Source organism: Mycobacterium sp. ELW1, from assembly GCF_008329905.1.
Taxonomy (GTDB): Bacteria; Actinomycetota; Actinomycetes; order Mycobacteriales; family Mycobacteriaceae; genus Mycobacterium.
In genome coordinates this window covers 3,536,152-3,562,154 of sequence record NZ_CP032155.1, presented here as the reverse complement: position 1 = coordinate 3,562,154, position 26,003 = coordinate 3,536,152, and the positions used below count along the sequence as shown (strand labels likewise).

25 protein-coding genes and 1 pseudogene are annotated in these 26,003 nt (G+C 68.1%); 19 read left to right on the top strand and 7 right to left on the bottom strand.

What is annotated here, in order from left to right:
• Nucleotides 1-16 precede the first annotated feature (16 nt).
• The gene (locus D3H54_RS16775) at nucleotides 17-1,156 is read left to right on the top strand and encodes an acyl-CoA dehydrogenase family protein (protein WP_149380003.1); all 1,140 of its coding nucleotides are present in this window, start codon (nucleotides 17-19) and stop codon (nucleotides 1,154-1,156) included.
• Here D3H54_RS16775 and D3H54_RS16770 read toward each other — a convergent pair.
• A complete protein-coding gene (locus tag D3H54_RS16770) occupies nucleotides 1,153-1,908 on the bottom strand; it encodes a BtpA/SgcQ family protein (protein ID WP_149380002.1) in 756 nt (251 codons plus the stop codon). The two genes, D3H54_RS16775 and D3H54_RS16770, sit on opposite strands and share 4 nt — an antisense overlap.
• Nucleotides 1,909-1,938: 30 nt before the next feature.
• Here D3H54_RS16770 and D3H54_RS16765 point away from each other — a divergent pair.
• The 4 genes and pseudogenes from D3H54_RS16765 to D3H54_RS16750 form a co-directional block, all read left to right on the top strand.
• A pseudogene (locus tag D3H54_RS16765) lies at nucleotides 1,939-2,295 on the top strand (carbohydrate ABC transporter permease); the annotation flags it as partial.
• Complete coding sequence (locus D3H54_RS16760) at nucleotides 2,292-3,107, top strand: carbohydrate ABC transporter permease (RefSeq protein ID WP_149380001.1); 816 nt, start codon at nucleotides 2,292-2,294, stop codon at nucleotides 3,105-3,107. The pseudogene D3H54_RS16765 and the gene D3H54_RS16760, both read left to right, overlap by 4 nt.
• A 25-nt stretch (nucleotides 3,108-3,132) precedes the next feature.
• Nucleotides 3,133-4,212 carry an ABC transporter ATP-binding protein gene (locus tag D3H54_RS16755; RefSeq protein WP_149380000.1) on the top strand — a complete coding sequence of 360 codons (1,080 nt, stop codon included), beginning with the start codon at nucleotides 3,133-3,135 and terminating at the stop codon, nucleotides 4,210-4,212.
• Nucleotides 4,209-4,961, top strand: a complete 753-nt coding sequence (locus D3H54_RS16750; protein WP_149379999.1) for an inositol monophosphatase family protein — start codon at nucleotides 4,209-4,211, stop codon at nucleotides 4,959-4,961. Before D3H54_RS16755 ends, D3H54_RS16750 begins: the two co-directional genes overlap by 4 nt.
• 315 nt (nucleotides 4,962-5,276) lie before the next feature.
• Here the strand turns inward: D3H54_RS16750 and D3H54_RS16745 are convergent, their stop codons facing one another.
• Nucleotides 5,277-5,543: a hypothetical protein gene (locus tag D3H54_RS16745; protein WP_149379998.1), complete on the bottom strand. Its 267-nt coding sequence runs from the start codon at nucleotides 5,541-5,543 to the stop codon at nucleotides 5,277-5,279.
• 31 nt (nucleotides 5,544-5,574) lie between these two features.
• Between D3H54_RS16745 and D3H54_RS16740 the strand changes: the two genes are divergently transcribed.
• Both D3H54_RS16740 and D3H54_RS31270 read left to right on the top strand, forming a co-directional pair.
• Nucleotides 5,575-6,723 (top strand): hypothetical protein, encoded by a 1,149-nt coding sequence (locus D3H54_RS16740; protein ID WP_149379997.1) that lies wholly within the window; start codon nucleotides 5,575-5,577, stop codon nucleotides 6,721-6,723.
• Nucleotides 6,724-6,777: 54 nt separating this feature from the next.
• Entirely contained in the window at nucleotides 6,778-8,268 is a 1,491-nt protein-coding gene (locus D3H54_RS31270) for a hypothetical protein (RefSeq protein ID WP_168214892.1), read from the top strand.
• Nucleotides 8,269-8,291: 23 nt separating this feature from the next.
• On the opposite strand, the gene D3H54_RS16725 is transcribed toward D3H54_RS31270, so the two are convergent.
• Nucleotides 8,292-9,494 carry a serine hydrolase domain-containing protein gene (locus D3H54_RS16725; RefSeq protein ID WP_149379995.1) on the bottom strand — a complete coding sequence of 401 codons (1,203 nt, stop codon included), beginning with the start codon at nucleotides 9,492-9,494 and terminating at the stop codon, nucleotides 8,292-8,294.
• Between the two features lie 122 nt (nucleotides 9,495-9,616).
• On the opposite strand from D3H54_RS16725, the gene pyrR reads away from it, so the two are divergent.
• Genes pyrR through pyrF form a run of 7 tightly spaced genes read left to right on the top strand, consistent with a single transcriptional unit; the run spans nucleotide 9,617 to nucleotide 18,243 of the window.
• Nucleotides 9,617-10,183 (top strand): bifunctional pyr operon transcriptional regulator/uracil phosphoribosyltransferase PyrR, encoded by a 567-nt coding sequence (gene pyrR, locus D3H54_RS16720; protein ID WP_149379994.1) that lies wholly within the window; start codon nucleotides 9,617-9,619, stop codon nucleotides 10,181-10,183.
• A complete protein-coding gene (locus D3H54_RS16715) occupies nucleotides 10,180-11,133 on the top strand; it encodes an aspartate carbamoyltransferase catalytic subunit (RefSeq protein ID WP_149379993.1) in 954 nt (317 codons plus the stop codon). The genes pyrR and D3H54_RS16715 overlap by 4 nt, the downstream gene beginning before the upstream one ends.
• Nucleotides 11,130-12,422, top strand: a complete 1,293-nt coding sequence (locus tag D3H54_RS16710; RefSeq protein WP_149379992.1) for a dihydroorotase — start codon at nucleotides 11,130-11,132, stop codon at nucleotides 12,420-12,422. Before D3H54_RS16715 ends, D3H54_RS16710 begins: the two co-directional genes overlap by 4 nt.
• Entirely contained in the window at nucleotides 12,419-12,949 is a 531-nt protein-coding gene (locus tag D3H54_RS16705; RefSeq protein ID WP_149379991.1) for a PH-like domain-containing protein, read from the top strand. The genes D3H54_RS16710 and D3H54_RS16705 overlap by 4 nt, the downstream gene beginning before the upstream one ends.
• On the top strand, nucleotides 12,946-14,067 hold the full coding sequence (gene carA, locus D3H54_RS16700; RefSeq protein ID WP_149379990.1) for a glutamine-hydrolyzing carbamoyl-phosphate synthase small subunit: 1,122 nt from the start codon (nucleotides 12,946-12,948) through the stop codon (nucleotides 14,065-14,067). The genes D3H54_RS16705 and carA overlap by 4 nt, the downstream gene beginning before the upstream one ends.
• Nucleotides 14,068-17,409 (top strand): carbamoyl-phosphate synthase large subunit, encoded by a 3,342-nt coding sequence (gene carB, locus D3H54_RS16695; protein WP_149379989.1) that lies wholly within the window; start codon nucleotides 14,068-14,070, stop codon nucleotides 17,407-17,409.
• Between the two features lie 9 nt (nucleotides 17,410-17,418).
• Nucleotides 17,419-18,243, top strand: coding sequence for an orotidine-5'-phosphate decarboxylase (gene pyrF / locus D3H54_RS16690; RefSeq protein WP_149379988.1), 825 nt, complete (start codon nucleotides 17,419-17,421; stop codon nucleotides 18,241-18,243).
• A gap of 14 nt (nucleotides 18,244-18,257) precedes the next feature.
• Here the strand turns inward: pyrF and D3H54_RS16685 are convergent, their stop codons facing one another.
• Entirely contained in the window at nucleotides 18,258-18,689 is a 432-nt protein-coding gene (locus D3H54_RS16685; protein ID WP_149379987.1) for a hypothetical protein, read from the bottom strand.
• Between the two features lie 469 nt (nucleotides 18,690-19,158).
• Here D3H54_RS16685 and mihF point away from each other — a divergent pair, with 469 nt between their 5' ends.
• The 5 genes from mihF (at nucleotide 19,159) to metK (ending at nucleotide 23,080) form a co-directional block, all read left to right on the top strand.
• Entirely contained in the window at nucleotides 19,159-19,482 is a 324-nt protein-coding gene (gene mihF / locus D3H54_RS16680) for an integration host factor, actinobacterial type (protein WP_036338016.1), read from the top strand.
• Between the two features lie 7 nt (nucleotides 19,483-19,489).
• The gene (gmk, locus tag D3H54_RS16675; RefSeq protein ID WP_149379986.1) at nucleotides 19,490-20,107 is read left to right on the top strand and encodes a guanylate kinase; all 618 of its coding nucleotides are present in this window, start codon (nucleotides 19,490-19,492) and stop codon (nucleotides 20,105-20,107) included.
• Nucleotides 20,108-20,188: 81 nt separating this feature from the next.
• Nucleotides 20,189-20,491: a DNA-directed RNA polymerase subunit omega gene (rpoZ, locus tag D3H54_RS16670; RefSeq protein ID WP_036338010.1), complete on the top strand. Its 303-nt coding sequence runs from the start codon at nucleotides 20,189-20,191 to the stop codon at nucleotides 20,489-20,491.
• A gap of 21 nt (nucleotides 20,492-20,512) precedes the next feature.
• Entirely contained in the window at nucleotides 20,513-21,757 is a 1,245-nt protein-coding gene (coaBC, locus tag D3H54_RS16665) for a bifunctional phosphopantothenoylcysteine decarboxylase/phosphopantothenate--cysteine ligase CoaBC (protein WP_432246330.1), read from the top strand.
• A 114-nt stretch (nucleotides 21,758-21,871) separates the two neighbouring features.
• Nucleotides 21,872-23,080: a methionine adenosyltransferase gene (metK, locus tag D3H54_RS16660; RefSeq protein ID WP_149379984.1), complete on the top strand. Its 1,209-nt coding sequence runs from the start codon at nucleotides 21,872-21,874 to the stop codon at nucleotides 23,078-23,080.
• 33 nt (nucleotides 23,081-23,113) lie between these two features.
• On the opposite strand, the gene D3H54_RS16655 is transcribed toward metK, so the two are convergent.
• The 3 genes from D3H54_RS16655 to D3H54_RS16645 all read right to left on the bottom strand — a co-directional run bounded on the left by D3H54_RS16655 (nucleotide 23,114) and on the right by D3H54_RS16645 (nucleotide 25,974).
• A complete protein-coding gene (locus tag D3H54_RS16655) occupies nucleotides 23,114-23,857 on the bottom strand; it encodes a 3-oxoacyl-ACP reductase family protein (protein ID WP_149379983.1) in 744 nt (247 codons plus the stop codon).
• Nucleotides 23,858-23,924: 67 nt separating this feature from the next.
• Nucleotides 23,925-25,517: an adenylate/guanylate cyclase domain-containing protein gene (locus D3H54_RS16650; protein ID WP_149379982.1), complete on the bottom strand. Its 1,593-nt coding sequence runs from the start codon at nucleotides 25,515-25,517 to the stop codon at nucleotides 23,925-23,927.
• 61 nt (nucleotides 25,518-25,578) lie between these two features.
• Nucleotides 25,579-25,974: a hemophore-related protein gene (locus D3H54_RS16645; RefSeq protein WP_168214891.1), complete on the bottom strand. Its 396-nt coding sequence runs from the start codon at nucleotides 25,972-25,974 to the stop codon at nucleotides 25,579-25,581.
• Between the last annotated feature and the right edge of the window lie 29 nt (nucleotides 25,975-26,003).

Sequence of the window (26,003 nt, the reverse complement as noted above, 5' to 3'; positions counted from 1 at the left end):
TGGTAGCGTCCGATCGATGATCAGCGACGACTTCGTGGCGTGCCTGGCGCGGCGCGCCGCAGAGGCCGAAGAGCTGCGCCGCCTGCCTGACGCCACCATCGGGGACTACCGCGCCAGCGGACTGCCGCGACTGTTGTTGCCGGCTCGCTACGGCGGGGACCAGGCGCCGTTCCCGGACATTCTGGAACCGGTGCGCCGGATGGCCCATGGCTGTGCGTCGAGCGCCTGGACGTTGGGGTTCTACACCCTGCACAACTGGATGCTGGCACTGTTCGGCGAGCAGGCGCAGGACGAGGTGTTCGCCGACGGGCCGGTGTTGTGCCCGGCGCCGCTGGCACCGACCGGTCGCGGAGTGCCGGTCGACGGCGGCGTGCGGTTGTCCGGGCGGTGGTCCTGGGCCACCGGGATCATGGCCGCCGACTGGGTGATGGTCGGCGCACTGTGCGGACCCGACGACGCCAGGTATCCCGCGCTGGCCCTGTTGCCGTTCGATGACGTTGCGGTCGAGGATGTTTGGCACACCGATGGGATGCGGGGGACCGGCTCCCACGATGTGCTGGTGAACGACGTGTTTGTGCCCGAGCACCGCCTGGTCGGCGTGGTCGACGTCTACGGCGGCACCGCGCCGGGTGCGGCGCTGCACAATGCGAGCGCCTACCGGTGGCCGATGGTGCCCGCGCTGTCGCTGCTTGCGGCGATGCCGGCACTCGGTGCCGCCGAGGCGGTCGCCGACGGGTTCGCCACCCGCCTCGGTGAGCGACTGCTGGCCTATTCCGGGGTGGCCCAGAAACAACAGCCGGCCGCGCAGATCCGCCTCGGCGATGCGCGGGTGCGGTTACGCGCGCTGCACGGCCTGCTGGACGACACGGTCGAACTGATCGAGGGCTTGGTCACCGACGGCACCCGGATCCCGCGCACGGTCCGTGCCCGAGCCCGGGTGGCGGCCGCGCACATCGTGCACGAGTCCCGTGCTGTCGTTGCCGACCTACTCGAATCCTCCGGCGCCAGTGCGCATTTCCTGCACAACCCGCTGCAGCGCGCCAAACGGGACATCGACGTCATCTCCGGCCACGTGGTGTTCGACTACGACGTGAGCCGCGAACTGGCCGGCGCGCTGGAGATCGGCGCGCCGGTCTCGCCGATCGCGATGGTCTAGCCGGCGCTCCTGGCATTGGCCATGAGCTCGGCCACCCGTTCGCGCTGAGCCGGGTTCTCGAAGATGCCGTCCTTCTTGAAGTACGTCCCGACGATCGCGCCATCGGCGACCGCCAACTGGTCGGCGACGTTCTCGGCCCTGACTCCGGTGTTGACGAACACCGGGACGGTCCCCGCGGACTTCTTGACGACGGACAACGCCTCGAGATCCGTTGGGGCGCCGGCTGTCAGCCCCGATACGCAGATGGCGTCGGGAAGCGTGGCGAACACCGTTGTGCGGGTGATCGACGCGAGATCGCGCTGAGCAAGGTACGTGGCGGACTCGGGAACGATGTTGAAGAAGAGCTTGACCCCGGCGCCGCCGATCCGGGTGCGATGACGGGCGACCTCACCGATATTGGTGTCCCACAACCCGAAATCGCTGGCGTACACACCGGTGAAGATCTCGCGGACGTACTGTGCCCCGGTGGCGACGGCGAGGTCGATCGACGCGCGACCGTCCCACAACACGTTGACCCCGTAGGGAATCGAGATGTCACCGAGCAACTGGCCGATGATGCGGGCCATGGTGATCGCGGTGATCGGTTCGGTCTTGGTGAGGTAGGGCAGGCTGAACTCGTTCGAGATCATCACACCGTCGACGCCGCCCTGCTGGAGCGCGTCGAGCTCCTCCTTGGCGCGATCCACCACGGCCGAAAGCCCGGCGCGGGTGTCGAATCCGGGGTCGCCGGGCAGCGCGGAGAGGTGAAGCATCGCGATAACGGGCTTCTGAACGGAGAAGACCTGCTGCTCGCCGGCCTGGAATCGATCCCCAAACAGCCACTGGAGGCGGCCCGCGTGGACGGCGCACCGCCCTGGTACGTGTTCTGGCGCGTTATCCTGCCGCTGCTACGGCCCGTGCTGGCCGTCGCCGTGCTCCTGCGGGCGCTGGACGCGATGAAGGTCTTCGAATACGTCTACGCCACCACCAAAGGCGGTCCCGGCACCGAAACCCAGACACTGCAGTACTTCACCTACCAGACCGGCGTGCAGTTCTTCCGGCTCGGCAGCGCGGCCTCGATGGCGTTCGTGGTGCTCGCCGTGGTGCTGACCGCGGTTGTGCTCACATTCCGGCTGCTGGAGAGGAACCGCGACGCATGAGCAGCGTGAAGGGATACACCCTGGCCCGCATCGTGGTGTTGTGGGTCGGCGTCGTCGTGGTGGTCATGCCGATCGCCTGGATCATCCTCGCGAGCCTCAAAACGCCTGTGCAGCTCAATGATCCGGCTCTGGTCCTGTTCAGCCCGAATTTGGACAGCTGGCGTTCGGTGCTGTCCTCGGGGATTCTCGACGCGGCGGCCCGCAGCTTCGGAGTGGCATTCATCAGTGTGGCGATCAGCCTGGTGGTCGGTTGCATGGGTGCCTACGCGATCACCGCCTATCGGGCCGGCGGCACCGCTACCCGATTCGGACTGCTTGCCGCCCAGATGATTCCACCGGCCGTGCTGGTTTTCCCGTTCCTGACCATGGCGTATGCGCTTCGCCTGCAGGACAGCCTGGTACCCGTGATCTTCGCGCACCTGAGCTTCGTCGCGCCGGTGGTGACGTGGTTTCTCATCGGGTTCTTCGAGGCGGTGCCGAAATCCATCGAAGAGCAGGCCCGAGTCGACGGCTTCGGCCGGTTTCGGGCATTCCTGCTGGTGGTCTTACCGCAGGTGTTGCCCGGTATCGGCGCATCGGCGATCTTCGGCTTCACCTTGTCGTGGAACGACATGTTCTACGGGCTGATCCTGGCGCCGGGCAACGCGAAGATTCTCCCGGTGGCGATCGCCGGATTCAACACGTTCCGCGGAGTGCAGATCGGATCGATGTGCGCGGCGATCCTGATCGCCGTCGTCCCGGTCGTCATCGCGAGCTTCTTTGTTCAGCGCCGCCTGGTCCAGGGCATCAGCGGCGGCGCGGTCAAGACCTAGCACGGCAGGAGAGAACGAAAACAGCATGGCTACAGTCACTTTCAGTGGTGTGAACAAGGCCTACGGCGATGCTCGCATCGTCCATGACCTCGATCTCGAGATGGCGGACGGGTCATTCACGGTGTTGGTGGGTCCGTCGGGATGCGGTAAGTCGACGTCGCTTCGGATGCTGGCCGGCCTGGAACCCGTCACCGCGGGCACCATCCGGATCGGCGACAAGGACGTCACCGCACTGGAACCCAAGGACCGCGACATCGCCATGGTGTTCCAGAATTACGCGCTGTACCCGCACCTGACCGTCGAGCAGAACATCGCGTTTCCGCTGCGCGCCAAGAAAATCGCCAAGAAGGAAGCCCGCGATCGTGCCGCGGCCGTCGCCGAGACACTCGGCCTCACCGGTGCACTGTCGCGAAAGCCGAAGGACCTCAGCGGCGGTCAGCAGCAGCGCGTCGCGATCGGCCGGGCGATCATCCGGGAGCCTTCGGTGTTCCTGTTCGACGAGCCACTGAGCAATCTGGATGCCAAACTCCGCGTCGAAACCCGCACCGAGTTGCTGCGTATCCAGCGCCGGCTGGGCATCACATCGCTGTATGTGACCCACGATCAGGAAGAGGCGATGACGCTGTCCGACCGCATGGTCGTGATGAACGAGGGCCGCATCGCGCAACAGGGCGCCCCGCTGGAGGTGTACAACAAGCCGGCCAGCACCTTCGTCGCCGGATTCGTCGGCAGTCCCAAGATGAACCTGGTGCCCGGAGTGATCGACAGCGGTGTCTTCCGCTCCGCTGACGGTCTGGTGTTCGCGGTGGGCAACGTTGTTCGACGCCAAGCGGATCCGGTGACGCTTGGCTTCCGCCCGGAGGATCTGGTGATCGAACCCGCCGACGCTGACGTGGAGCCTGCCTCGACCGGGAGGGTGGCCCTCATCGAACATCTGGGGCCGCGGGCCATCGTCGCTGTCGAGGCGCCTGGCGCCACCCTGATCAGCGTGGTCGACATGGCCGGGCTGGGTGGCCTGACCGAAGGGGCCGTGGTGACGATGTCGGTGCGGCCCGGCGGAGTCCACGCATTTGACGCGACGAGTGGCGCCCGGATCGAGTCGTGACCGGAGTCCTGAGCGCCGCTGAGTTGCTCGACGTCGCCTTGGCGGCCGCCCGCAGCGGCGCGGACGTGCTCGCCGCAGGCGCCCGAGGCGATCTTCAGATCACCACCAAGGGGGAGCAGGGCAATCTGGTCACGAACGTCCACGTCGCCGCCGAGCATGCGGTGCGCGGGGTGATCGGGGCGCGGCGGCCCGCTGACGAGATCACCGGGGAGGAACTGCCCCCGGCCGGACGACCGACGGCTGCGGTGCGGTGGTCGATCGATCCGCTCGACGGAACCACCAACTTCACCCGGGGAATCCCGTACTACGCAACATGTGTAGGGGCGGTGGATGCCGACGGCGACTGGCTCGCCGGGGCGGTGGTCGCGCCGGCGTTGGGTAAGACGTACTTCGCGCACCGCGGCGGGGGTGCCTGGCTCGCCGACGCCGCCGGAGTGCGCCGGCTCGCCGGGCCCGACAACGGCGCAGGGGCGCGTCTGCTGGGGATGGGGTACTCGTACTCCGCCGATGTCCGGCGCGAGCAGTTCACGTTGACCGCGCAGCACATGCGCGACTACACCGACGCGCGGATCTTCGGGTCGGCGGCATTGGCGATCTGTGCAGTCGCCGAGGGCGCCATCGATGGGTTCGTCGAAACCGATCTCGCCGAGCATGATTGGGCCGCCGCGGCCGTCATCGCCGAAGAAGCCGGGCTTCGGGTCAGCCGGCCGGTCCCGGGAGCGTCGGCAGTGGCCGTCGAGCTGCCGTGAGGTCAGACCAGTGCTTTAACACAATTCGCGCCGTCTCGCAGCGTAATTTGCTGCATTGATGAGCGCCAAATCGTGGGGTCGAGGGTGATGGCTGAAATCACGCTCTCTGCCTAGGTCTTTGGCCAGGCGCGTGATGGCGCACTTACTTAGATAAGTTCATCTTCGGTTGCCAAACTACCCACTGCTGTTTACAGTAACTCCGCGGGTTCGCCATCTGGTGCTGTCATTCTGCACCACGGAGGCGTCGTCTCATCGCACATCGTTATCGGGGGTTTGGGTCGTGGGAGCAACTTCTTCGCGCCAGTCGGCAATGCGCTACGCACGGATCGGTGGCTTGGCCGTCGCGACCGGACTCGGTGCCGCGCTGGCCACCGGGCACGGAATCGCCGCCGCAGCACCGTCATCCAATGACAATGGCTCGCACGGTACCGAGTCAAAGTCAGCGGGACTGCAGCGCGCGGCCGCCAAGTCGAAGCCGGCCACATCGAAGTCGGATGCCTCGAAGTCGGACACGCCGCGGTCTGGTTCAGTGCGGGCCGGCGCGGCCACCCGGCCGGCATTGCAGACCTCGGCATCGGTCAAGGCCGCCACCGTGCGATCGGCGTCCAATCCGTTGGCGTCGCTGAAAGGTGGTGGCGCTCCGGCGATTCCATCACCAGCAGATCTTGAAGCAATGCTGGGTGGCGTGCGCCGGGACCTGGAGCACATGCAATCGGCACTCTCGCAGTCGGTGACGACCTTGTTCACCAACCCCGCCGGCTCCATGACCGCGGGTCTGGCCGCGCTGCGCACGGCTGCCGCCACAATCGACACGAGGTCGTCCGATACCCCGTCCAAGGGATTCCAGCTCTACACGATCTACAACATGGCGCCGACGTCGCTCACCTTGACCGACGTGAAGATCGTCACGCCCGAAGGCGCCGGACGGTCCATCGTCAGGACGCCTCCGGTCGGCACTATCGTCGCTCCGGGCGAGAAGATCACGCTCGAACTCGCCCAGAAGCGCACCTCGATCCTCGGACTGTTCACGACCACGGCGTTCCGGGACACCGATGTGATCCTGTCGTTCAAGGACAGCGACGGCGCCATCATTGATGTCCGTGCGGAATACACCTATTGGCAGGCTCGGCCGGTGACCGGCAATGGCGGCCTGGCGATTTGCGATACCAGCCGGTGCAAGGTGGAAGGTGACGAAGGGGACGCCCGCCGGACAGTATTCGTGCTCGCTGCTGGTAACTCTGCCCTCGACGCGACCAACCTGCCGGTAGATCGCCAACAGAAGCTCGTCGGTCTCTGCAGTGCATCTGGGGTGAGCTGCCGATGGGTGGACTCGAAGGTCGTAACCGGTGGCCACGGCCAGGCGCAGGTGGTCGGTTCGGTCGTGCACAACAACACCGACAAGGACACGAGTTCACCAGTGGCCATTACGGTCTCGAAGGCGTACTCGTCCAGCCTGAAGGGCGGCGTCAAGGGTGGGTTCGACCTACTGGGCGTGATCAAGGCTGAAGTCAGCACTGAATACACCAGCACGTGGACCGACACCTTCACCACCACTCAGACGGTGCAAGTTCCGCTGCCGCCGCACACCACGGGGTGGGTCGAGGCCAAAGTTCCGGTTGACGTTGTGACCGGCACGCTGGTGGTGCAGACGCCGGTACAGACGATCTACCTGAGCAACGTCCGGGTGGAAGTTCCCATTGCGGGCGGCACTCCAGAACTCTTCATCGAGAATCGTGCGATTCCCAGAACGATCAAAGTCTAGCGTCGCGTTCTTCGAATACGACTGCCGCACAACTGAACTCAGGGGGAAATGGTAATGGCGCAAACTCGTGGCGTCCGCGGGGTCGTCGGCCGGTGCATGGGGACGTTCGCACCGCCCGTGATCACCGGCGTGGTGGTCGCCGGTTCGGTGGTCATGCCAGCCGTCACGCAGTCGGCCGCGCCTGCCGCCGAGCTGCCCGCTGCTTCCACTGCCACGGTCCCGATGGCCTACACGTCTGTTCCGGCCGCGCCTGCCCCCCTTACTCGCAGCACGGGGGCGTCGGTCGTCGCACCGTCTCGGGTGCGTCAACCCGTGCAGATGCCGGCGGTCATCGCGCATGCGACGGTGTCGAGCGTCAGCACTTCCGACGTGGCGACCTCGACGGCACCGGTCGCCGACCTTGTCTTCCTCACCCTCGCAGGGGCCCCCGTGCATGTCGGCCCCTCGACTCACAAGACTGCGGCCCTCGCGGCTGCCGTACCCGGCCCGCTCGCCGAGGTTGCCGATATGGTCCGTTACTTCATCGGCAACGGCCTTGACGCACCGGCGGACTGCACGGGTGCGGCGTGCAACGGTGGCAACGGCGGAATCCTGTTCGGCAACGGCGGCAATGGCGCCAACGGTGGCCGCGGCGGTAATGCCGGTCTGTTCATGGGGATCGGCGGCGACGGCGGCGACGGTGCGGACGCCGTGTACGACGAAGATGGCAACCAGCTGTCAGCGGCGGTCGACGGAGGCGCCGGCGGTGCGGGCGCGGCCCTGTTCGGGTACGGCGGCTCGGGCGGCGCCGGCGGTGCGGACACCCGGGCGATCGGAGACGCGTTCGGCGCCGACGGCGGAGTGGGCGGCAAGGGCGGTGTGTCCGGCTCGGGTGGCCGTGGCGGTGCCGGCGGGAAGGCCATCACCGAGAGCGGCAACGCCGTTGCCGGCGACGGCGGCGCTGGTGGCGCCGGCACGATCGGTTCCGGCGGCAAGGGCGGCAAAGGCGGCGACGCGGAGGCGACCAGCGACGACGCTACCGACGTCGCATTCGGCGGCGAAGGCGGCCGGGGCGGTGACGCGGCTTATGGGGCGTCGGGCAACGGTGGCGACGGCGGTTATGGAGACGCGTACAACGTCGCTCAGGGCGTCGGCGGGCCCGGCGGCGCGGGCGGGAAGGTCGGCATCGGTGCCGGTGGACACGGCGGCGACGGCGGCGGCGCTTACTCCGACGACGGCGGAGCTTTCGGCGGTGACGGTGGTGCCGGCGGCAGCGGCGTTGCCCTGTCGAGCGGTGGTAACGGCGGTGATGGCGGCGGGTCGGCGACCTGGGGCACAGGCGAAGCGAGCGGCGGCGCCGGCGGTGCCGGGGGCAAGGGCGGCCCGTTGGGCAGCACCGGCAGACCGGGGATGACTGGGTCGTCCGACAACGACGTCGACGGGAACATCACGGGAACGACCGCCAAAGCCTCGAAGCCGTCCGCCAAAGCCTCGAAACCGGCTGCCAACGGCCCGAATTCGGCCGCGAAGGCCCCGAAATCGGCTGCGAAGGCCAAGCGGGGCTGAGTGCGCGGGCCGCGTCGGGCCGGCTAGATGCCCAGCGCCTGGTAGGTACGGCGGACGAACTTCGGCTGCACCGACTGCAACTTGGCCAGCGAGGTGTTGCCGGCCACCGCCTCGGCCGGCGCGCTCATGTTCGGATAGTTCTGGATCAGATAGATCAGGATCAGGTCGTTGGCCGGGTCGGCCTGCCACCAGGTTCCGTACGCGCCGGGCCAGCTGAACGTGCCCAGCCCGCCGGGGCCGTACAACTGGCCGGATTTCGCCGGATCGGTCACCACCGACAGGTTCAAGCCGAAGCCACGGCCCACCCAGAACGGAAGACCCAGGAACGGGAACTGCTTCTGCTCCGCGGTGAGCCTGTCGGTACGCATCGACTGCACCGACTCCGGCGACAGGACCCGTACCCCGTCGACGTCACCGCCGCCCAACAGCATTCGGGCGAAGCGCAGGTAGTCGTCGACGGTGGTGACCAGGCCGGCGCCGCCCTGACAGAACCGCGGCTCGGTCACCGGGATTGGCCCCATGGCGTCGTGCTGCAGGCCGGATTCGGGGTCGAGGCGATACATCGTGGCGGCCCGGGCGCGCTTGTCGGGGGAGATGAAGAAGCCGGTGTCGGACATGCCCAGGGGCTCGAAGATCCGCTCGGCGAGGACCGTGTGCAGCGGTTTGCCCTCGATGCGGGAGATCGCGATGCCGAGCACGTCGGTGGCCTGGCTGTAGGTGAGCCGCTCACCGGGCTGGTGCACCAGCGGCAGCTGAGCGATCTCGGCGAGCCAGTGATCCTGGTCCTGGCGCAGCGACACCCGGCCGTAGGCGCGGCTGATCGGGCCGAGCACCGAGAACACGTAGGCCAGCCCGCTGCGGTGAGTCATCAGGTCGTCGATCGTGATCGGCCGGCGGGTTGGCACCGTCCGGTCCAGCGGGCCGGCCGGGTCCACCAGGACCTGCATGTCGGCCAGCTCGGGCAGCCACCGGGTGACCGGATCGGTCAGTGTGAGCTTGCCCTCTTCGACGAGCGCCATCGCGGCCGCGACCGTCACGGGCTTGGTCATCGAAGCGACCCGGAAGATCGTGTCGCGCTGCATCGGCAGACCGGCTTCGACGTCGCGATACCCGATCTCGTTGACCTGCAGCATGTTTCCCCGCTGCCAGGCCAGGGTGACGGCCCCGGCCAGTAGTCCCGAATCGACTGCCTGCACGACGGAGGTGCGGTTGTCCGCGAGGTTCACCGTAAGAACTCTACTGACGGGCGTGTTTCGAGATCCGCCGGCAAGGGGTGTTAGGCTGCCCGACAGTTCGACATCCTTTAACGATCCGTCCCGAGAGGCGGAGAAGGAGGTCCGGAAAGCTCGTGGGCTCCACCGACCGCGAATTGATGTCCGATGCGGACGTCGGTAGAACCGTTTCCCGCATCGCCCACCAGATCATCGAGAAGACCGCTCTCGACGGCCCCGATGCGCCCCGCGTCATCCTCCTCGGCATCCCGACCCGGGGCGTCACCCTCGCGAACCGGCTGGCCGCCAAGATCCATGAATTCTCCGGCGTCACCGTCGAGCGCGGTGGCCTGGACATCACGCTCTACCGCGACGACCTGGACTTCAAGCCGCCCCGCGCGCTGGAGGAGACCTCCATCCCGGCCGGCGGAATCGACGGTGCCCTGGTGATCCTGGTCGACGACGTGCTGTACACCGGGCGCTCGGTCCGCTCGGCGCTGGATGCCCTGCGCGACATCGGCCGCCCCACCGTGGTGCAGCTGGCGGTCCTCGTCGACCGCGGGCACCGCGAGCTGCCGCTGCGGGCGGATTACGTGGGCAAGAACGTGCCCACCTCACGCAGCGAGAACGTCAAGGTGCGGCTGGTCGAAGACGACGGCGTGGAAGGTATCTGGATCGCACCGCAGGGAGGGCCCGCCAGATGACGATCAGACACCTACTCTCGGCGGCCGACCTGACCCGCGACGAGGCCACCGCCATCCTGGACAACGCCGACCGGTTCCGGCAGGCGCTGCTCGGGCGCGAGGTCAAGAAGCTGCCGACGCTGCGCGGGCGCACGATCATCACGATGTTCTACGAGAACTCCACCCGCACCCGGGTGTCGTTCGAGGTGGCAGGCAAGTGGATGAGCGCCGACGTGATCAACGTCAGCGCCTCGGGATCCTCGGTGGCCAAGGGTGAATCCTTGCGGGACACCGCCCTGACGCTGCGCGCCGCCGGCGCCGACGCGCTGATCATCCGCCACCCGGCCTCCGGCGCCGCCCAACAGCTGGCCGAATGGACGCTGGAGGACGACGGCACCGGTCCCTGCGTCATCAACGCCGGGGACGGCACCCACGAGCATCCGACGCAGGCGCTGCTCGACGCGCTGACGCTGCGCCAGCGCCTCGGTGACATCGAAGGCCGCCGGGTGGTGATCGTCGGCGACATCCTGCACAGCAGGGTGGCCCGCTCCAACGTCAACCTGCTCGCCACCCTGGGCGCCGAAGTGGTGCTGGTGTCCCCGCCGACGCTGCTGCCGGTCGGGGTCTCCGACTGGCCGGTGACGGTGTCACACGATCTGGACGCCGAACTGCCCGGCGCCGACGCGGTGATGATGTTGCGAGTGCAGGCCGAACGCATGAACGGCGGATTCTTCCCCTCCGAGCGCGAGTACTCCATCCGCTACGGGCTGTCCGACCGCAGGCAGGCGGTGCTGCCCGGGCATGCGGTGGTGCTGCACCCCGGCCCCATGCTGCGTGGCATGGAGATCTCGTTCGCGGCCGCGGACTCGTCGCAATCAGCTGTGCTGCAACAGGTTTCCAATGGTGTGCATGTCCGGATGGCAGTGTTGTTCCATCTGCTGGTCGGCACGGACGAGGCGGTGTCGGTATGAGCGTGTTAATCAAGGGCGTGCGCCTCTACGGCGACGGCGATCAGGTCGACGTCCTGGTGGCCGACGGCCAGATCGCCGAGATCGGCCCGAAGCTTGCCGTCCCCGACGATGCCGACGTCATCGACGCCACCGGCCAGGTGCTGCTGCCCGGCTTCGTCGACCTGCACACCCACCTGCGTGAGCCGGGCCGCGAGTACGCCGAGGACATCGAAACCGGTTCGGCCGCTGCGGCTCTGGGCGGTTACACCGCGGTGTTCGCGATGGCCAACACCGACCCGGTGGCCGATAGCCCGGTGGTGACCGACCACGTGTGGCGGCGCGGTCAGCAGGTCGGCCTGGTCGACGTGCACCCGGTGGGAGCGGTGACGGTGGGCCTCAAGGGCAAGCAGCTCACCGAGATGGGCCTGATGGCAGGCGGGCTCGCCCAGGTCAAGTTGTTCTCCGACGACGGTGTGTGCGTGGACGATCCGCTGGTGATGCGCCGGGCGCTCGAGTACGCGACCGGCCTGGGTGTGCTGATCGCCCAGCATGCCGAAGAGCCCCGCCTCACCGTCGGTGCCGTCGCGCACGAAGGCCCCAACGCCGCGCGGCTCGGCCTGGCCGGCTGGCCGCGGGCCGCCGAAGAATCGATCGTCGCCCGGGACGCGCTGCTGGCCCGCGACGCCGGGGCCCGCGTGCACATCTGCCATGCGTCCACCGCCGGGACGGTCGAGATCATCAAATGGGCCAAGCAGCAAGGCATTTCGATCACCGCCGAGGTCACCCCGCACCACCTGCTGCTCGACGACGGCAGGCTCGCCAGCTACGACGGCGTGAACCGGGTCAACCCGCCGCTGCGCGAGGCCGCCGACGCCCAAGCCCTGCGCCAGGCGCTGGCCGACGGGGTGCTCGATTGTGTCGCCACCGATCACGCCCCGCACGCCGAGCACGAGAAGTGCTGTGAGTTCTCCCGCGCCCGGCCCGGCATGCTCGGTCTGCAGACCGCGCTGTCGGTGGTCGTCGAGACGATGGTGCGCACCGGCCTGCTGGACTGGCGCGGCGTCGCACGGGTGATGAGCGAGAACCCGGCCCGCATCGTCGGCCTCGACGACCAGGGCCGCCCACTGGAGGTGGGGGAGCCGGCCAACCTCGTCGTCGTCGATCCCGACGCCACCTGGGTGGTCGAGGGCGCCGAACTGGCCAGCCGCTCGGCCAACACCCCGTTCGCCGCGATGACGTTGCCGGCGACGGTCACCGCGACCTTGCTGCGCGGCGTGGTCACGGCGCGGGACGGGAAGAGCCCCGCATGAATACCGGTACGGCGATCGGATCGTTCGTCTTCGCGTTCGTGATCGTCGTCATCATCGGTGTGCTCATCGGCCGAATGCTGCGCGGCTGGAAGCAGCGCGCCCGGCGCCAGATGGATCTGCTCGGCGAGTTGCCCGCCCTGCCCGACCTGCTCGGCTCTGCCACCGTCGCGCCGACCCGCGGCCTCTATATCGGCAGTACGCTGGCACCCAATTGGCTGGAACGCATCGCCGCCGGTGACCTGGGCTACCGGTCCAAGGCGGTGTTGACCGGCTATCCCGAGGGCATCCTCCTCGAGCGTTCCGGGGCGACGCCGATCTGGATTCCGCACGAGGCCATCACCGCCATCCGTACCGAGCGCGGACTGGCGGGAAAGGTCATCCCCGGTGGCCGCAGCAAGTCCGAATCGCCGGCAGGCATTCTGGCGATTCGGTGGCGGCTGCCATCAGGTACCGAGATTGATACGGGCTTTCGCGGCGACGACCGCCGCGACTACGCCCGGTGGACGACAACAGGAGAAGCAGCGTGACGGGTAAAGCCCATCTGATACTGGAGGACGGGCGGGTCTACACCGGTACCGAATTCGGTGCTGTCGGAGAGACTCTCGGCGAAGCGGTGTTCTCCACCGGGATGTCGGGGTATCAGGAGACCCTCACCGATCCCAGCTATCACCGCCAGATCGTGGTGGCCACCGCCCCGCAGATCGGCAACACCGGCTGGAACCACGAGGACGCCGAGAGTCGCGGCGACAAGATCTGGGTCGCCGGCTACGTCGTGCGCGACCCGTCGCCGCGGGCCTCGAACTGGCGCGCCACCGGGACACTCGAGGACGAACTCACCCGGCAGGGCATCGTCGGGATCGCCGGCATCGACACCCGCGCGGTGGTGCGCCACCTGCGCACCCGCGGCTCGATGAAGGCCGGCGTGTTCTCCGGCCCGGCGCTCGCCGATACCGAGGAATTGCTGAGCCGGGTCCGCAACCAGCCCTCGATGCTGGGCGCCGACCTAGCCGGCCAGGTGTCGACCGACGCGGTCTACACGGTCTCTCCCGTTGGCGCGCAACGCTTCACAGTCGCGGCCATCGACCTCGGCATCAAGACCAACACCCCGCGCAACTTCGCCAAACGCGGCATCGCCACCCACGTGCTCCCCGCCGGGGCGACGTTCGAGCAGATCGCCGACCTGCGGCCGGACGGGGTGTTCCTGTCCAACGGGCCCGGCGACCCGGCGACCGCCGACCACATCGTCGAGGTCACCCGCGCGGTGCTCGGCGCCGGAATCCCGCTGTTCGGCATCTGCTTCGGCAACCAGATCCTCGGCCGGGCGCTGGGCCGGTCCACCTACAAGATGGTGTTCGGGCACCGCGGCATCAACGTGCCGGTGATCGATCACCAGACCGGCACCGTCGCGATCACCGCACAGAACCACGGCTTCGCGCTGGAAGGCGAAGCCGGCGAACGGTTCGACACCGACTTCGGGCCGGCCATCGTCAGCCACACCTGCGCCAACGACGGCGTCGTCGAGGGCATCAAACTGGTTGACGGACGGGCCTTCTCGGTGCAATACCACCCGGAGGCCGCGGCAGGACCACATGACGCGAACTACCTGTTCGACCAATTCATCGACCTGATGGCGGGGGAGAAGTAGATGCCACGTCGCGACGACCTCAAGCACATCCTGGTCATCGGCTCCGGCCCGATCCTGATCGGGCAGGCAGCCGAGTTCGACTACTCCGGCACCCAGGCCTGTCGCGTGTTGCGCGCCGAGGGCCTCGAGGTCACCCTGATCAACTCCAACCCGGCGACGATCATGACCGACCCCGAGTACGCCGACCACACCTACGTCGAACCGATCACCCCGGCGTTCGTCGAGAAGGTGATCGCCCAGCAGGCGGCGCGCGGCAACAAGATCGACGCCGTGCTGGCGACCCTGGGCGGACAGACCGCGCTGAACACCGCGGTCGCGCTGTACGAGAACGGCGCGCTGGAGCGCTACAACGTCGAGATGATCGGCGCCGACTTCGACGCGATCCAGCGCGGTGAGGACCGGCAGAAGTTCAAGGACATCGTCGCCAAAGTCGGTGGCGAATCGGCGAAGTCGCGGGTCTGCTACACCATGGCCGAAGTCCGCGACACCGTCAGCGAGCTGGGGTTGCCGGTCGTCGTGCGGCCCTCGTTCACGATGGGCGGCCTGGGTTCGGGCATGGCGTACTCGGTCGAGGACGTCGAGCGGATGGCCGGCGACGGCCTGGCCGCATCGCCGACCGCGAACGTGCTGATCGAGGAATCCATCTACGGCTGGAAGGAATTCGAGCTCGAGCTGATGCGTGACCACCACGACAACGTGGTGGTGGTGTGCTCGATCGAGAACTTCGATCCGATGGGCGTGCACACCGGTGACTCGGTGACGGTGGCTCCGGCGATGACGCTCACCGACCGCGAGTACCAGGTCATGCGGGATCTGGGGATCGCGATCCTGCGTGAGGTCGGCGTCGACACCGGGGGTTGCAACATCCAGTTCGCGGTGGACCCGAAAGACGGCCGTCTCATCGTGATCGAGATGAACCCGCGGGTGTCGCGGTCCAGTGCGCTGGCGTCGAAGGCCACCGGGTTCCCGATCGCCAAGATCGCCGCCAAGCTCGCGATCGGCTACACCCTCGACGAAATCGTCAACGACATCACCAAGGAGACGCCGGCCTGCTTCGAGCCGACGCTGGACTACGTGGTGGTCAAGGCGCCGCGATTCGCGTTCGAGAAGTTCCCCGGCGCCGACGCGACGCTGACGACCACGATGAAGTCGGTCGGCGAGGCGATGTCGTTGGGCCGCAACTTCGTCGAGGCGCTCGGCAAGGTGATGCGCTCGCTGGAGACCACCCGCGCGGGCTTCTGGACCGGTCCCGACGACGGCGGCCCGGTATCCGACGTGCTGGAGCGGCTGCGCACCCCGACCGAGGGGCGGCTCTACGACATCGAGTTGGCGCTGCGGCTGGGCGCCAGTGTGGAAGAGACCGCGGCGGCCTCCGGTGTCGACCCGTGGTTCGTGGAGCAGATCGCCGGTCTGGTGGCGCTGCGCCAGGAGCTGCTCGACGCCCCGGTGCTCGACGAGGACCTGCTGCGCCGGGCCAAGCACAGTGGGCTCTCGGATCGTCAGATCTCCTCGCTGCGCACCGAATTGGCCGGGGAAGCCGGTGTTCGGGCGCTGCGCCGGCGTCTCGGCATCCACCCGGTGTTCAAGACCGTCGACACCTGTGCGGCCGAGTTCGAGGCCAAGACCCCGTACCACTACTCCAGCTATGAGCTGGATCCGGCCGCCGAGACCGAGGTGGCCCCGCAGACCGAGCGGCCGAAGGTGCTGATCCTGGGTTCCGGGCCGAACCGGATCGGGCAGGGCATCGAGTTCGACTACAGCTGCGTGCACGCCGCGACCACGCTCAGCGAGGCCGGCTTCGAGACCGTCATGGTCAACTGCAACCCCGAGACGGTGTCCACCGACTACGACACCGCCGACCGGCTGTACTTCGAGCCGCTCACCTTCGAGGACGTCCTGGAGGTCTACCACGCCGAATCGCAGTCCGGGCAGGGCGGCCCGGGTGTGGTCGGGGTGATCGTGCAGCTCGGTGGGCAGACTCCGCTCGGCCTGGCGCAGCGGCTTGCCGACGCCGGGGTGCCGATCGTCGGGACCCGGCCCGAGGCCATCGACCTGGCCGAGGACCGCGGCCGCTTCGGGCAGGTGCTGCACGAAGCCGGCCTGCCCGCACCGAAATTCGGCACCGCCACCAGCTTCGAGCAGGCTCGCGAGATCGCGGCCAGGATCGGCTACCCCGTGCTGGTGCGGCCGTCCTATGTGCTGGGCGGGCGCGGCATGGAGATCGTGTACGACGAGAAGACGTTGCACGGCTACATCACCCGCGCCACCCAGCTCTCACCCGAACACCCGGTCCTGGTCGACCGATTCCTCGAAGACGCCATCGAGATCGACGTCGACGCGCTCTGCGACGGCACCGAGGTCTACATCGGCGGCGTGATGGAGCACATCGAGGAGGCCGGCATCCACTCCGGTGACTCGGCGTGCGCACTGCCGCCGGTGACGCTGGGCCGCAGCGACATCGAGGCGGTGCGTCGGGCCACCGAGGCCATCGCCCACGGTGTGGGGGTGGTCGGACTGCTCAACGTGCAGTACGCGCTCAAGGACGACATCCTCTATGTCCTGGAGGCCAACCCGCGGGCCAGTCGAACCGTGCCGTTCGTCTCCAAAGCCACCGCGGTGCCACTGGCCAAGGCGTGCGCACGAGTCATGCTGGGCGCCAGCATCTCCCAGCTCCGCGCGGAAGGGGTGCTGACCGCCACCGGCGACGGCGCCACCCCCGCGCCGAACGCGCCGATCGCGGTCAAGGAGGCGGTGCTGCCGTTCCACCGGTTCCGCAAGGCCGACGGCACCGGCATCGACTCGCTGCTCGGGCCGGAGATGAAGTCCACCGGCGAGGTGATGGGCATCGACCGCGACTTCGGTAGCGCGTTCGCCAAGAGCCAGACCGCCGCCTACGGATCGCTGCCCAGCACCGGCACGATCTTCGTGTCGGTGGCCAACCGGGACAAGCGCTCGCTGGTCTTCCCGGTCAAACGTCTCGCCGACCTCGGCTTCCGGGTTCTCGCCACCGAAGGCACCGCGGAGATGTTGCGGCGCAACGGAATTCCGTGCGATGTCGTGCGCAAGCATTTCGAGGAGCCAGGAGACGGCCGCCCGGCGATGTCGGCGGTGGACGCCATCCTCGCCGGCGAGGTCAACATGGTGATCAACACCCCGTACGGCAACTCCGGGCCGCGCATCGACGGTTACGAGATCCGGTCGGCGGCGGTGTCGATGAACGTCCCGTGCATCACCACGGTGCAGGGCGCCTCGGCGGCGGTGCAGGGTATCGAGGCCGGCATCCGTGATGACATCGATGTGCGCTCGCTCCAGGAACTGCACGCCGCGCTGGGTCATGACTGAGATGGGCCGATGACTGAGCGCGGGTTCGGCGCCCGGCTGGCGGCCGCGATCACCGAGCGCGGTCCACTGTGCCTGGGCATCGACCCGCACCCGGAGCTGCTGCGCGCCTGGGGCCTGCCGGTCAGTGCCGAGGGTCTGGCCCGGTTCAGCGAGATCTGCGTGCAGGCCTATAGCGGATTCGCGATCGTCAAACCGCAGGTGGCGTTCTTCGAGGCTTACGGCTCAGCGGGTTTCGCGGTCCTCGAGACCACGATCGCCGCATTGCGGGAGGCCGGTGTCCTGGTGCTCGCCGACGCCAAGCGCGGCGACATCGGGTCGACGATGGCGGCGTACGCCCAGGCGTGGGCCGGCGACGGACCCTTGGCCGCCGACGCCGTCACCGCCTCGCCGTATCTCGGGTTCGGTTCGCTGCAACCGCTTTTGGATCTGGCCGCGGACAACGGCCGCGGGGTGTTCGTGCTGGCCGCGACGTCCAACCCCGAAGGCGCCTCGGTGCAGCGCGCCATGGCCGGGCAGCGCACTGTCGCGCAGGCGATCGTCGACGACGCGGCCGCGATCAACCGGGCGGAGCAGCCGCAGCTGGGCTCGGTCGGCGTCGTGGTCGGCGCCACGCTGGACGTGGTGCCTGACCTCAGTCAGCTCGGCGGGCCGGTGCTGGTGCCCGGCGTCGGCGCCCAGGGCGGACGCCCCGAGGCGCTCGGCGGTCTCGGGGGCGCCCGGCCCGGGCAGGTGTTGCCCGCGGTGAGCCGGGAGGTCCTGCGCGCCGGACCGGACGTCGCCGCGATCCGGGCAGCGGGGGAGCAGCTGCGTGACGCAGTCGCCTACCTCGCCTGAGTCCCGCCGGCGCCTTACAGCGGGATCCAGATCCCGAACAGCCAGAACCCCCACGCGTTGTAGCCCTGGTCGAACACCGGGTTGACCCAGTTGCCGTTGTAGTTGAACGGCTGATGGTCCCAGCGGCCTTGGTCGATCCCGCGCCACCCGAGGTCGGGTGGCGGCGGTCCGGGTCGCCAGCCGCGGTCGTCGTCGCCGCGCCATTGCGGCCCGCCAGGCCCGCCACCGGGGCCGCCGCGCCAGTCCGCCGGGCCAGGTCCGCGCCGATCGCCTCCGGGCCCGTCAGGACCGCGCTGGCCGGGTCCCTGGCAGCCCTGGAAACCGCACTGGCCTGGTCCTGGCCCGGGGCCCGGGTCGGCCAGCGCCGGCGCCGCTCCCACCGTCAGCCCCGCGATGGTGATCCCGACGGTCAGTGCGGCAGCGCGGGTGGAATGTGTGATGGACATGGCACGCCCCTTCGAGGGTCGAATTTCTCGCTGAACACCCCGACATCGCCGACGTTAGGTAGCTGGTCTATGCAAAATCTTTCGCTCAGCTGTGTGTGCGGTAAGTGCGCGGACGGGGTCGTCTCGACACGCCCGACACGCCGCGACCTGCCTGTGAGGTGAAATTTGGCCCCGGCCCACCCCGGTGGACGGGTGTCCGGTCCTCGGCGACCCACCTGGTTGGGAAGAACATGCAGGTGGAACCGCATTTTCTGGTCTGACCGCGAAGATCCGAGCGCCGCCGCAGAGCAGGCAGACGGCTGTCCCGACAGCTGTCCGAACAAGGTGATCTTGGGCCATATCCTGCGGCTTTGCACCGGTAATCAGGGGGTGGGGTTAGATTTCGTCAGAGAGCGTGGGTACGGTCGGCGTCGCTGGCTGAAGTACCCGGCCCAGGCAAAACAATGATGGTGATGAGACGGAGGAACCCGTGGCCCTTCCCCAGTTGACCGACGAGCAGCGTGCAGCCGCGTTGGAGAAGGCTGCTGCCGCGCGTCGCGCACGAGCTGAGCTCAAGGATCGGCTCAAGCGTGGTGGCACCAACCTCAAGCAGGTGCTCAAGGACGCTGAGACCGACGAGGTCCTCGGCAAGATGAAGGTTTCCGCACTGCTGGAAGCCCTGCCCAAGGTGGGCAAGGTCAAGGCGCAGGAAATCATGACCGAGCTCGAGATCGCCCCGACCCGCCGCCTGCGCGGACTCGGCGATCGGCAGCGCAAGGCATTGCTGGAAAAGTTCGACTTCACCGCTGACTAGACAGTCGGTGAATGCCGGCGGAGGGCCGGACAGCGCGGGCGATTCGCCCGACCACCGCGGCCGTGGCCGAGTGGTGGTGCTGTCCGGGCCATCCGGGGTGGGGAAGTCGACGATCGTCCGCTGCCTGCGCGAGCAGGTGCCCGACCTGCATTTCAGCGTGTCGGCCACCACCCGGGCCCGCCGCCCGGGTGAGGTGGACGGGGTCGACTACCACTTCGTCACCCCCGCACGTTTTCAGCAACTCATCGACGATGGTGAGTTGCTCGAATGGGCAGAGATCCACAACGGTCTGCAGCGCTCCGGCACGCTGGCCGCGCCGGTGGCCGAGGCTGCCGAAACTGGTCACCCGGTCCTGATCGAGGTGGACCTGGCAGGCGCTGACGCCGTCAAACGGGCGATGCCCGAGGCGGTGAGCGTGTTCCTGGCGCCCCCCAGCTGGGAGGCCCTCGAACAGCGATTGGCCGGTCGGGGAACCGAAACGCACGAGCAAGTAGAGCGTCGCCTGGCCACCGCCCGGGCCGAGCTCGCAGCTCAGGGCAGGTTCGACGTGGTTGTCGTGAACAGCCAATTGGAGTCGGCCTGCGCCGAATTGGTATCCTTGCTGGTGGGCCGCGAAGATTCATGACAATCCAGCCCCCGAAGCCGGGGTGAGACACCGCCTCACCAGACCGAGTCAGACACACAATCCGCCAGGAAGAAGTTCTACGTGACGCAAGCCAGCACGGATCACTACGATCCGGCCCCGGGTGCCGCAACCGCCTATGACACACCGTTGGGCATCACCAACCCGCCCATCGACGAGTTGCTGGACCGGGTGTCGAGCAAGTACGCGCTGGTGATCTATGCAGCCAAGCGGGCCCGGCAGATCAACGACTACTACAACCAGCTCGGCGACGGCATTCTCGAATACGTCGGCCCGCTGGTCGAGCCCGGCCTGCAGGAGAAGCCGCTGTCGATCTCGATGCGCGAGATCCACGGCGACCTGCTCGAGCACACCGAAGGCGAGTAGCCCAGCAGCCCGGGCCAGTTGATGAACCGCAAGCGGATCATCGTCGGCGTCGCCGGAGGCATCGCCGCTTACAAGGCGTGTTCGGTCGTCCGCCAGCTCAGTGAGGCTGGTCATGACGTCCGCGTCATCCCCACCGAATCGGCACTGCGGTTCGTCGGTGCGGCGACGTTCGAGGCCCTGTCCGGGCATCCGGTCCGCACCGGCGTCTTCGAAGACGTCGACGAAGTCCCGCACGTCCGGCTCGGTCAGGAAGCCGACCTCGTCGTCGTCGCGCCGGCCACCGCCGACCTGCTGGCCCGCGCCGTCTCCGGCCGTGCGGACGACCTGCTGACCGCGACTCTGCTCACGGCCCGCTGCCCGGTGCTGTTCGCGCCGGCCATGCACACCGAGATGTGGCTGCACCCGGCCACCGTCGCGAACGTGGAGACGCTGCGCCGCCGCGGGGCCGTCGTGCTGCAACCGGCATCCGGGCGCCTCACCGGCGCCGACACCGGCCCCGGACGGCTGCCGGAGCCGGAGGAGATCACCACTTTCGCCGAACTTCTGCTGGCCCGCGCCGACGCGATGCCGTTCGACCTCAGCGGTATCAAACTCCTGGTCAGTGCGGGTGGCACCCGCGAAGCGATCGACCCGGTCCGCTTCATCGGCAACCGCAGCTCGGGCAAGCAGGGGTACGCCGTGGCCAGGGTCGCCGCCCAGCGCGGCGCCGACGTCACGCTGATCGCCGGCAACACCGCCGGGCTCGCCGACCCGGCCGGCGTGCACGTCCTGCACATCACGTCCGCCGAGCAGTTGCACGAGGCCGTCACCAAGCACGCGCCGGACGCCCACGTTCTCGTGATGGCCGCCGCCGTCGCCGACTTCCGGCCCGCACATGTGGAGGCCAGCAAGATCAAGAAGAAGCCCGATGTGGTGGATGCGCCCGCTATCGAGTTGGTGCGAACCGACGATGTGCTGGCCGGGGCGGTGCGTCAGCGTACCGACGGCCAGCTGCCGAATATGCGCGCCATCGTCGGCTTCGCCGCCGAGACCGGCGACAAAGAAGGCGATGTGCTCTTCCACGCAAGGGCCAAACTGGCTCGCAAAGGCTGTGATCTGCTCGTCGTCAACGCGGTCGGCGAGGGGCGGGCATTCGAGGTGGACAACAACGACGGATGGTTATTGAGCGCCGACGGCACCGAGCTCGCGTTGGAGCACGGGTCGAAGACGCTGATGGCAAGCCGTATCGTGGACGCGATCGCGATGCTCCTGCGGCGCGAGGCCTAGCTTCGCAAGAGAAGAAATGTGCGCATAAGCCTTGCGCGGGACGTACCGTGCCGGTTTGGTCTGTCAGGGGCGAATATATGATTCGCCGAACTAAGTTCTTGAAAGGAAAACACTGTGAGCACAGGTCGGCTGTTTACCAGCGAGTCGGTCACCGAAGGACACCCCGACAAGATCTGTGACGCCATCAGCGACTCGATTCTCGACTCGCTGCTCGCCGCGGACCCGAAGTCCCGCGTCGCGGTGGAGACCGCTGTCACCACCGGCCAGGTGCACGTCATCGGCGAGGTGACCACGTCGGCCAAGGAAGCGTTCGCCGACATCAACGACACCGTGCGCAAGCGCATCCTGGAGATCGGCTACGACTCCTCGGAAAAGGGCTTCGACGGCGAGACCGCAGGCGTCAACATCGGCATCGGCCGGCAGTCGCCCGACATCGCCCAGGGCGTGGACACCGCTCACGAGACCCGCGTCGAGGGTGCGGGTGACCCGCTGGACCTGCAGGGCGCCGGCGACCAGGGCCTGATGTTCGGCTACGCCATCAAGGACACCCCGGAGCTCATGCCGCTCCCGATCGCGCTGGCGCACCGGCTGGCCCGCCGGCTGACCGAGGTGCGCAAGAGCGGTGTGCTGGACTACCTGCGTCCCGACGGCAAGACCCAGGTCACCGTGCAGTACGAGGGCACCACCCCGGTGCGGCTGGACACCGTCGTGCTCTCCACGCAGCATGCCGCCGGCATCGACCTGGAGAACACCTTGGCCCCGGACATCCGGGAGAAGGTGGTCAACACCGTGCTGGCCGAGCTCGGCCACGACACGATGGACACCTCGGACTTCCGGCTGCTGGTCAACCCGACCGGCAAGTTCGTGCTCGGCGGCCCGATGGGTGACGCCGGCCTGACCGGCCGCAAGATCATCGTCGACACCTACGGCGGCTGGGCCCGTCACGGCGGCGGTGCGTTCTCCGGCAAGGACCCGTCAAAGGTGGACCGCTCGGCCGCGTACGCGATGCGCTGGGTGGCCAAGAACGTCGTCGCCGCCGGCCTGGCCGAGCGGGTCGAGGTTCAGGTCGCCTACGCGATCGGCAAGGCCGCCCCGGTGGGTCTGTTCGTCGAGACCTTCGGCTCCGAGACCGTCGACCCGGCGCGCATCGAGAAGGCCATCACCGCGGTGTTCGACCTTCGCCCGGGCGCCATCGTGCGCGACCTGGACTTGCTGCGCCCGATCTACGCGCCGACCGCCGCCTACGGCCACTTCGGCCGCACCGACGTCGACCTGCCGTGGGAGCGCCTCGACAAGGTCGACGACCTGAAGAACTCGGTCTAGCTTTCGTCGATTCGGGCGGTGGTTCACCGCTGTCTAGATGACGAAGCCGCCGTCGACGTTCCAGGTGACACCGGTGACGTAACCGGCCTCCGGTGACGCCAGATAGGCGACCGCACTGGCGATATCGCGCGGCTGCCCGTAGCGCCCGACGGCGATGAAGGGCCGCACCTGGTCGGAGAATCCGCCGACCTCGGGATTCATGTCGGTGGCCACCGGCCCCGGCTGGATGGTGTTGATCGTGATGCCGCGCGGCCCAAGCTCGCGTACCAGACCGCGGGTCAGGCCGGCGACTGCTGCCTTCGTCAACGCGTACACCGCCAGCCCGTTCATCGGCACCCGGTCGGCGTTGACGCTGCCGATGGTGATGATCCGACCACCCTCGCCCAGGTGCGGGACCGCACGCTGAATCGCCGCGTAGACACCGCGCACGTTGACCGCGAGCAACCGGTCGAACTCCTCGAGCGGAAAGTCCTCGATGAGTCCGGCAGACGCGATACCGGCGTTGTTGACCAGGATGTCCAGGCCGCCCAGGGCCGCGACGGTGTCGTCGACCGCGGCGGTGACGGCGGCCGGGTCGGCGCTGTCGGCCTGGATCGCGACGACCTTGCCCCCCGCGGCGACCAGTTCGTCGGCCAGTGCCTGTGCCGTCTGCGCCGACGATTGGTAGGTGAACGCCACCGCGGCGCCGTCGGCGACCAGGCGCCGGACGATCTCGGCGCCGATTCCGCGCGAGCCGCCGGTGACCAGTGCGCGCCGGCCGGCCAGGGGTGTGGTCATGGGGTTCCTCCGTTACGTTGTCCAGCTGTTGGAATGCCAAACCAGAACAAGTAGCGGACGGCCGAGATCATTCCGCGGGGACGGCCAGCCGGGTCGGCGACGAGCGGCCGCGCAGCACCACCTCGTCGCCCAGAGTCCAGAAGCGTTGCTCGGCGGCGTCGGCTGCTTCGAGGGTGGGAGCGGACGCGAGCACGCCGGCGCCGGTCTTCTTGGCCAGCTCGCACAGCCGGGACGCTTCGTGCACGGGATCGCCGATGACGGTGTACTCGAAACGGTGGTGGGACCCGATGTTGCCGGCCACCACGATGCCGGACGCCACCCCAATGCCCACCGAGATGTCGGGCACGTCGCGCCGCAGGCGATCCGCGATCGCCCGGGCGGCGGCGAGGGCGTTGGTCTCGGGGTGTTCCTGAGCCACCGGCGCGCCGAACACCGCCAGTGCGCCATCGCCTTCGAACTTGTTGATCAGACCGCCGCAGCGCTCGACCTCGTCGACCACGACGCCGAAGAATTCGTTGAGCAGCTCGACGACCTCGACCGGCGGCCGGCTGCCCACCACCTGAGTGGATCCGACGATGTCGACGAATAACACAGCGGCCGAACACTCTTCGCCGCCGAGGTTGATGTTGCGCTTTTCGGCGGCCAGCGCGACATCGCGTCCGACATGGCGTCCGAACAGGTCCCGAACCCGGTCGCGCTCGCGCAGTCCCTCGACCATTCGGTTGAAACCGCGCTGTAGTTCACCGAGCTCGGTGCCGTCGAACACCACCACGTGGGTGTCGAGATCGCCGTCCTCGACCCGCTGCATCGCCGCGCGCACGACCTGAACCGGTGTGGCGATCAACCAGGAGGAGATCAGGATGAGGATGAAGCCGAAAATCGCTGCAGCAGCGGCCAAGAGCAACACCGCCACCGAAAGCTGGGTCACCGTCATGTTGCGCAGTGTCAGGGTGAAACCCGCCGCCAGCGCGATCCCGATGACGGGCACACAGGACCCCAGCACCCACGCCATGATCGTCCGGCCCAGCACTCCCGGGCCGCCGCGGTGGTCGGGCGTACCGGTCTCCAGGGCTTGCGCCGCGACCGGCCGCAACGCGAACTCGGTGAAGAAATAACAACTCGCCGACACCACGATCCCGCTGAACGTGATCCCGAACAACATCTTCGGGATGTAGCCGGTGTCGACCATGCCGTACAGAGTGGTCAGCAGTGCCGCGCCAACGCCCCAGAGCACCAACGGGATAACGGTCAACTGCCACGGGGCACGAAAGGTGTTGCGCTGATCGCGCGGGGTCGGGGGGCGGTCTTCGATCGACCACCGCAAGGCGTCCAGGATGCGGCGGGTGGCCCACACCCAGCCGACGATCACCGCGACGACCACGTAGGCGGGAGCCACCACGGTCGTGATCAGGTGGGCGCGGCCGGCGAAAATGTTGGGCACCGGGATGGCGACGGTGATCACCGACATCGCGACGGCGACACCGATGAGGTTGGCGACCACCACGAAGACCGTGAGGATGACCTGGATTCGAATGCGCCGGCGGCGCTGGCTTTCCGAGACTCGCCCTAGCAGCCAGGAGCCGTACTCCGGTGTGGCCTGGGACTGGGTGCTCTGCTGGGTGAGCCACTCCAGGACTCGGTGAGTTCGTGGTGCGGGCATCAAACAGTCAGCCCGGCCGTCGTGTCATAACGGCCGGGCTGTACTGGTGAGGCGGAGTTGATCAGCCGACGAACTGGTCGAACGCCCACTGATACTGCGGCGGGATGACCTGGACGCCGCACTGCTTCTGCAGCGTGCCCAGCGGAGCCAGGAGTGCAGTGAACTCCTGGTATTCCTGCGGGTTCGACTGCGCATAGGCCTGCAGGGTGGCGGAGGCCTGAGCGCGCGGCTGCAGTGCCGCGGTCATCAGCACCCGCTGCCCGTCCGGGTGCGTGTTCAGGTAGCCCTGGATCGCGCCCTGAGACTGCGCAACCTGGGCATCGACGGCGGGCTTGCTGCAATCCGGTGCCGCCATGGCGGCCGGAGCGGCGATGACGGCCGATGCCAGACCGACCGCGACAGCGCCGAGACAGATGCCGAGCGTGCGCCGGGCTCCGGCGGCTTCAGCAATGTTCATGGGGTAGATCCTCCCGATTGTGGCGATTG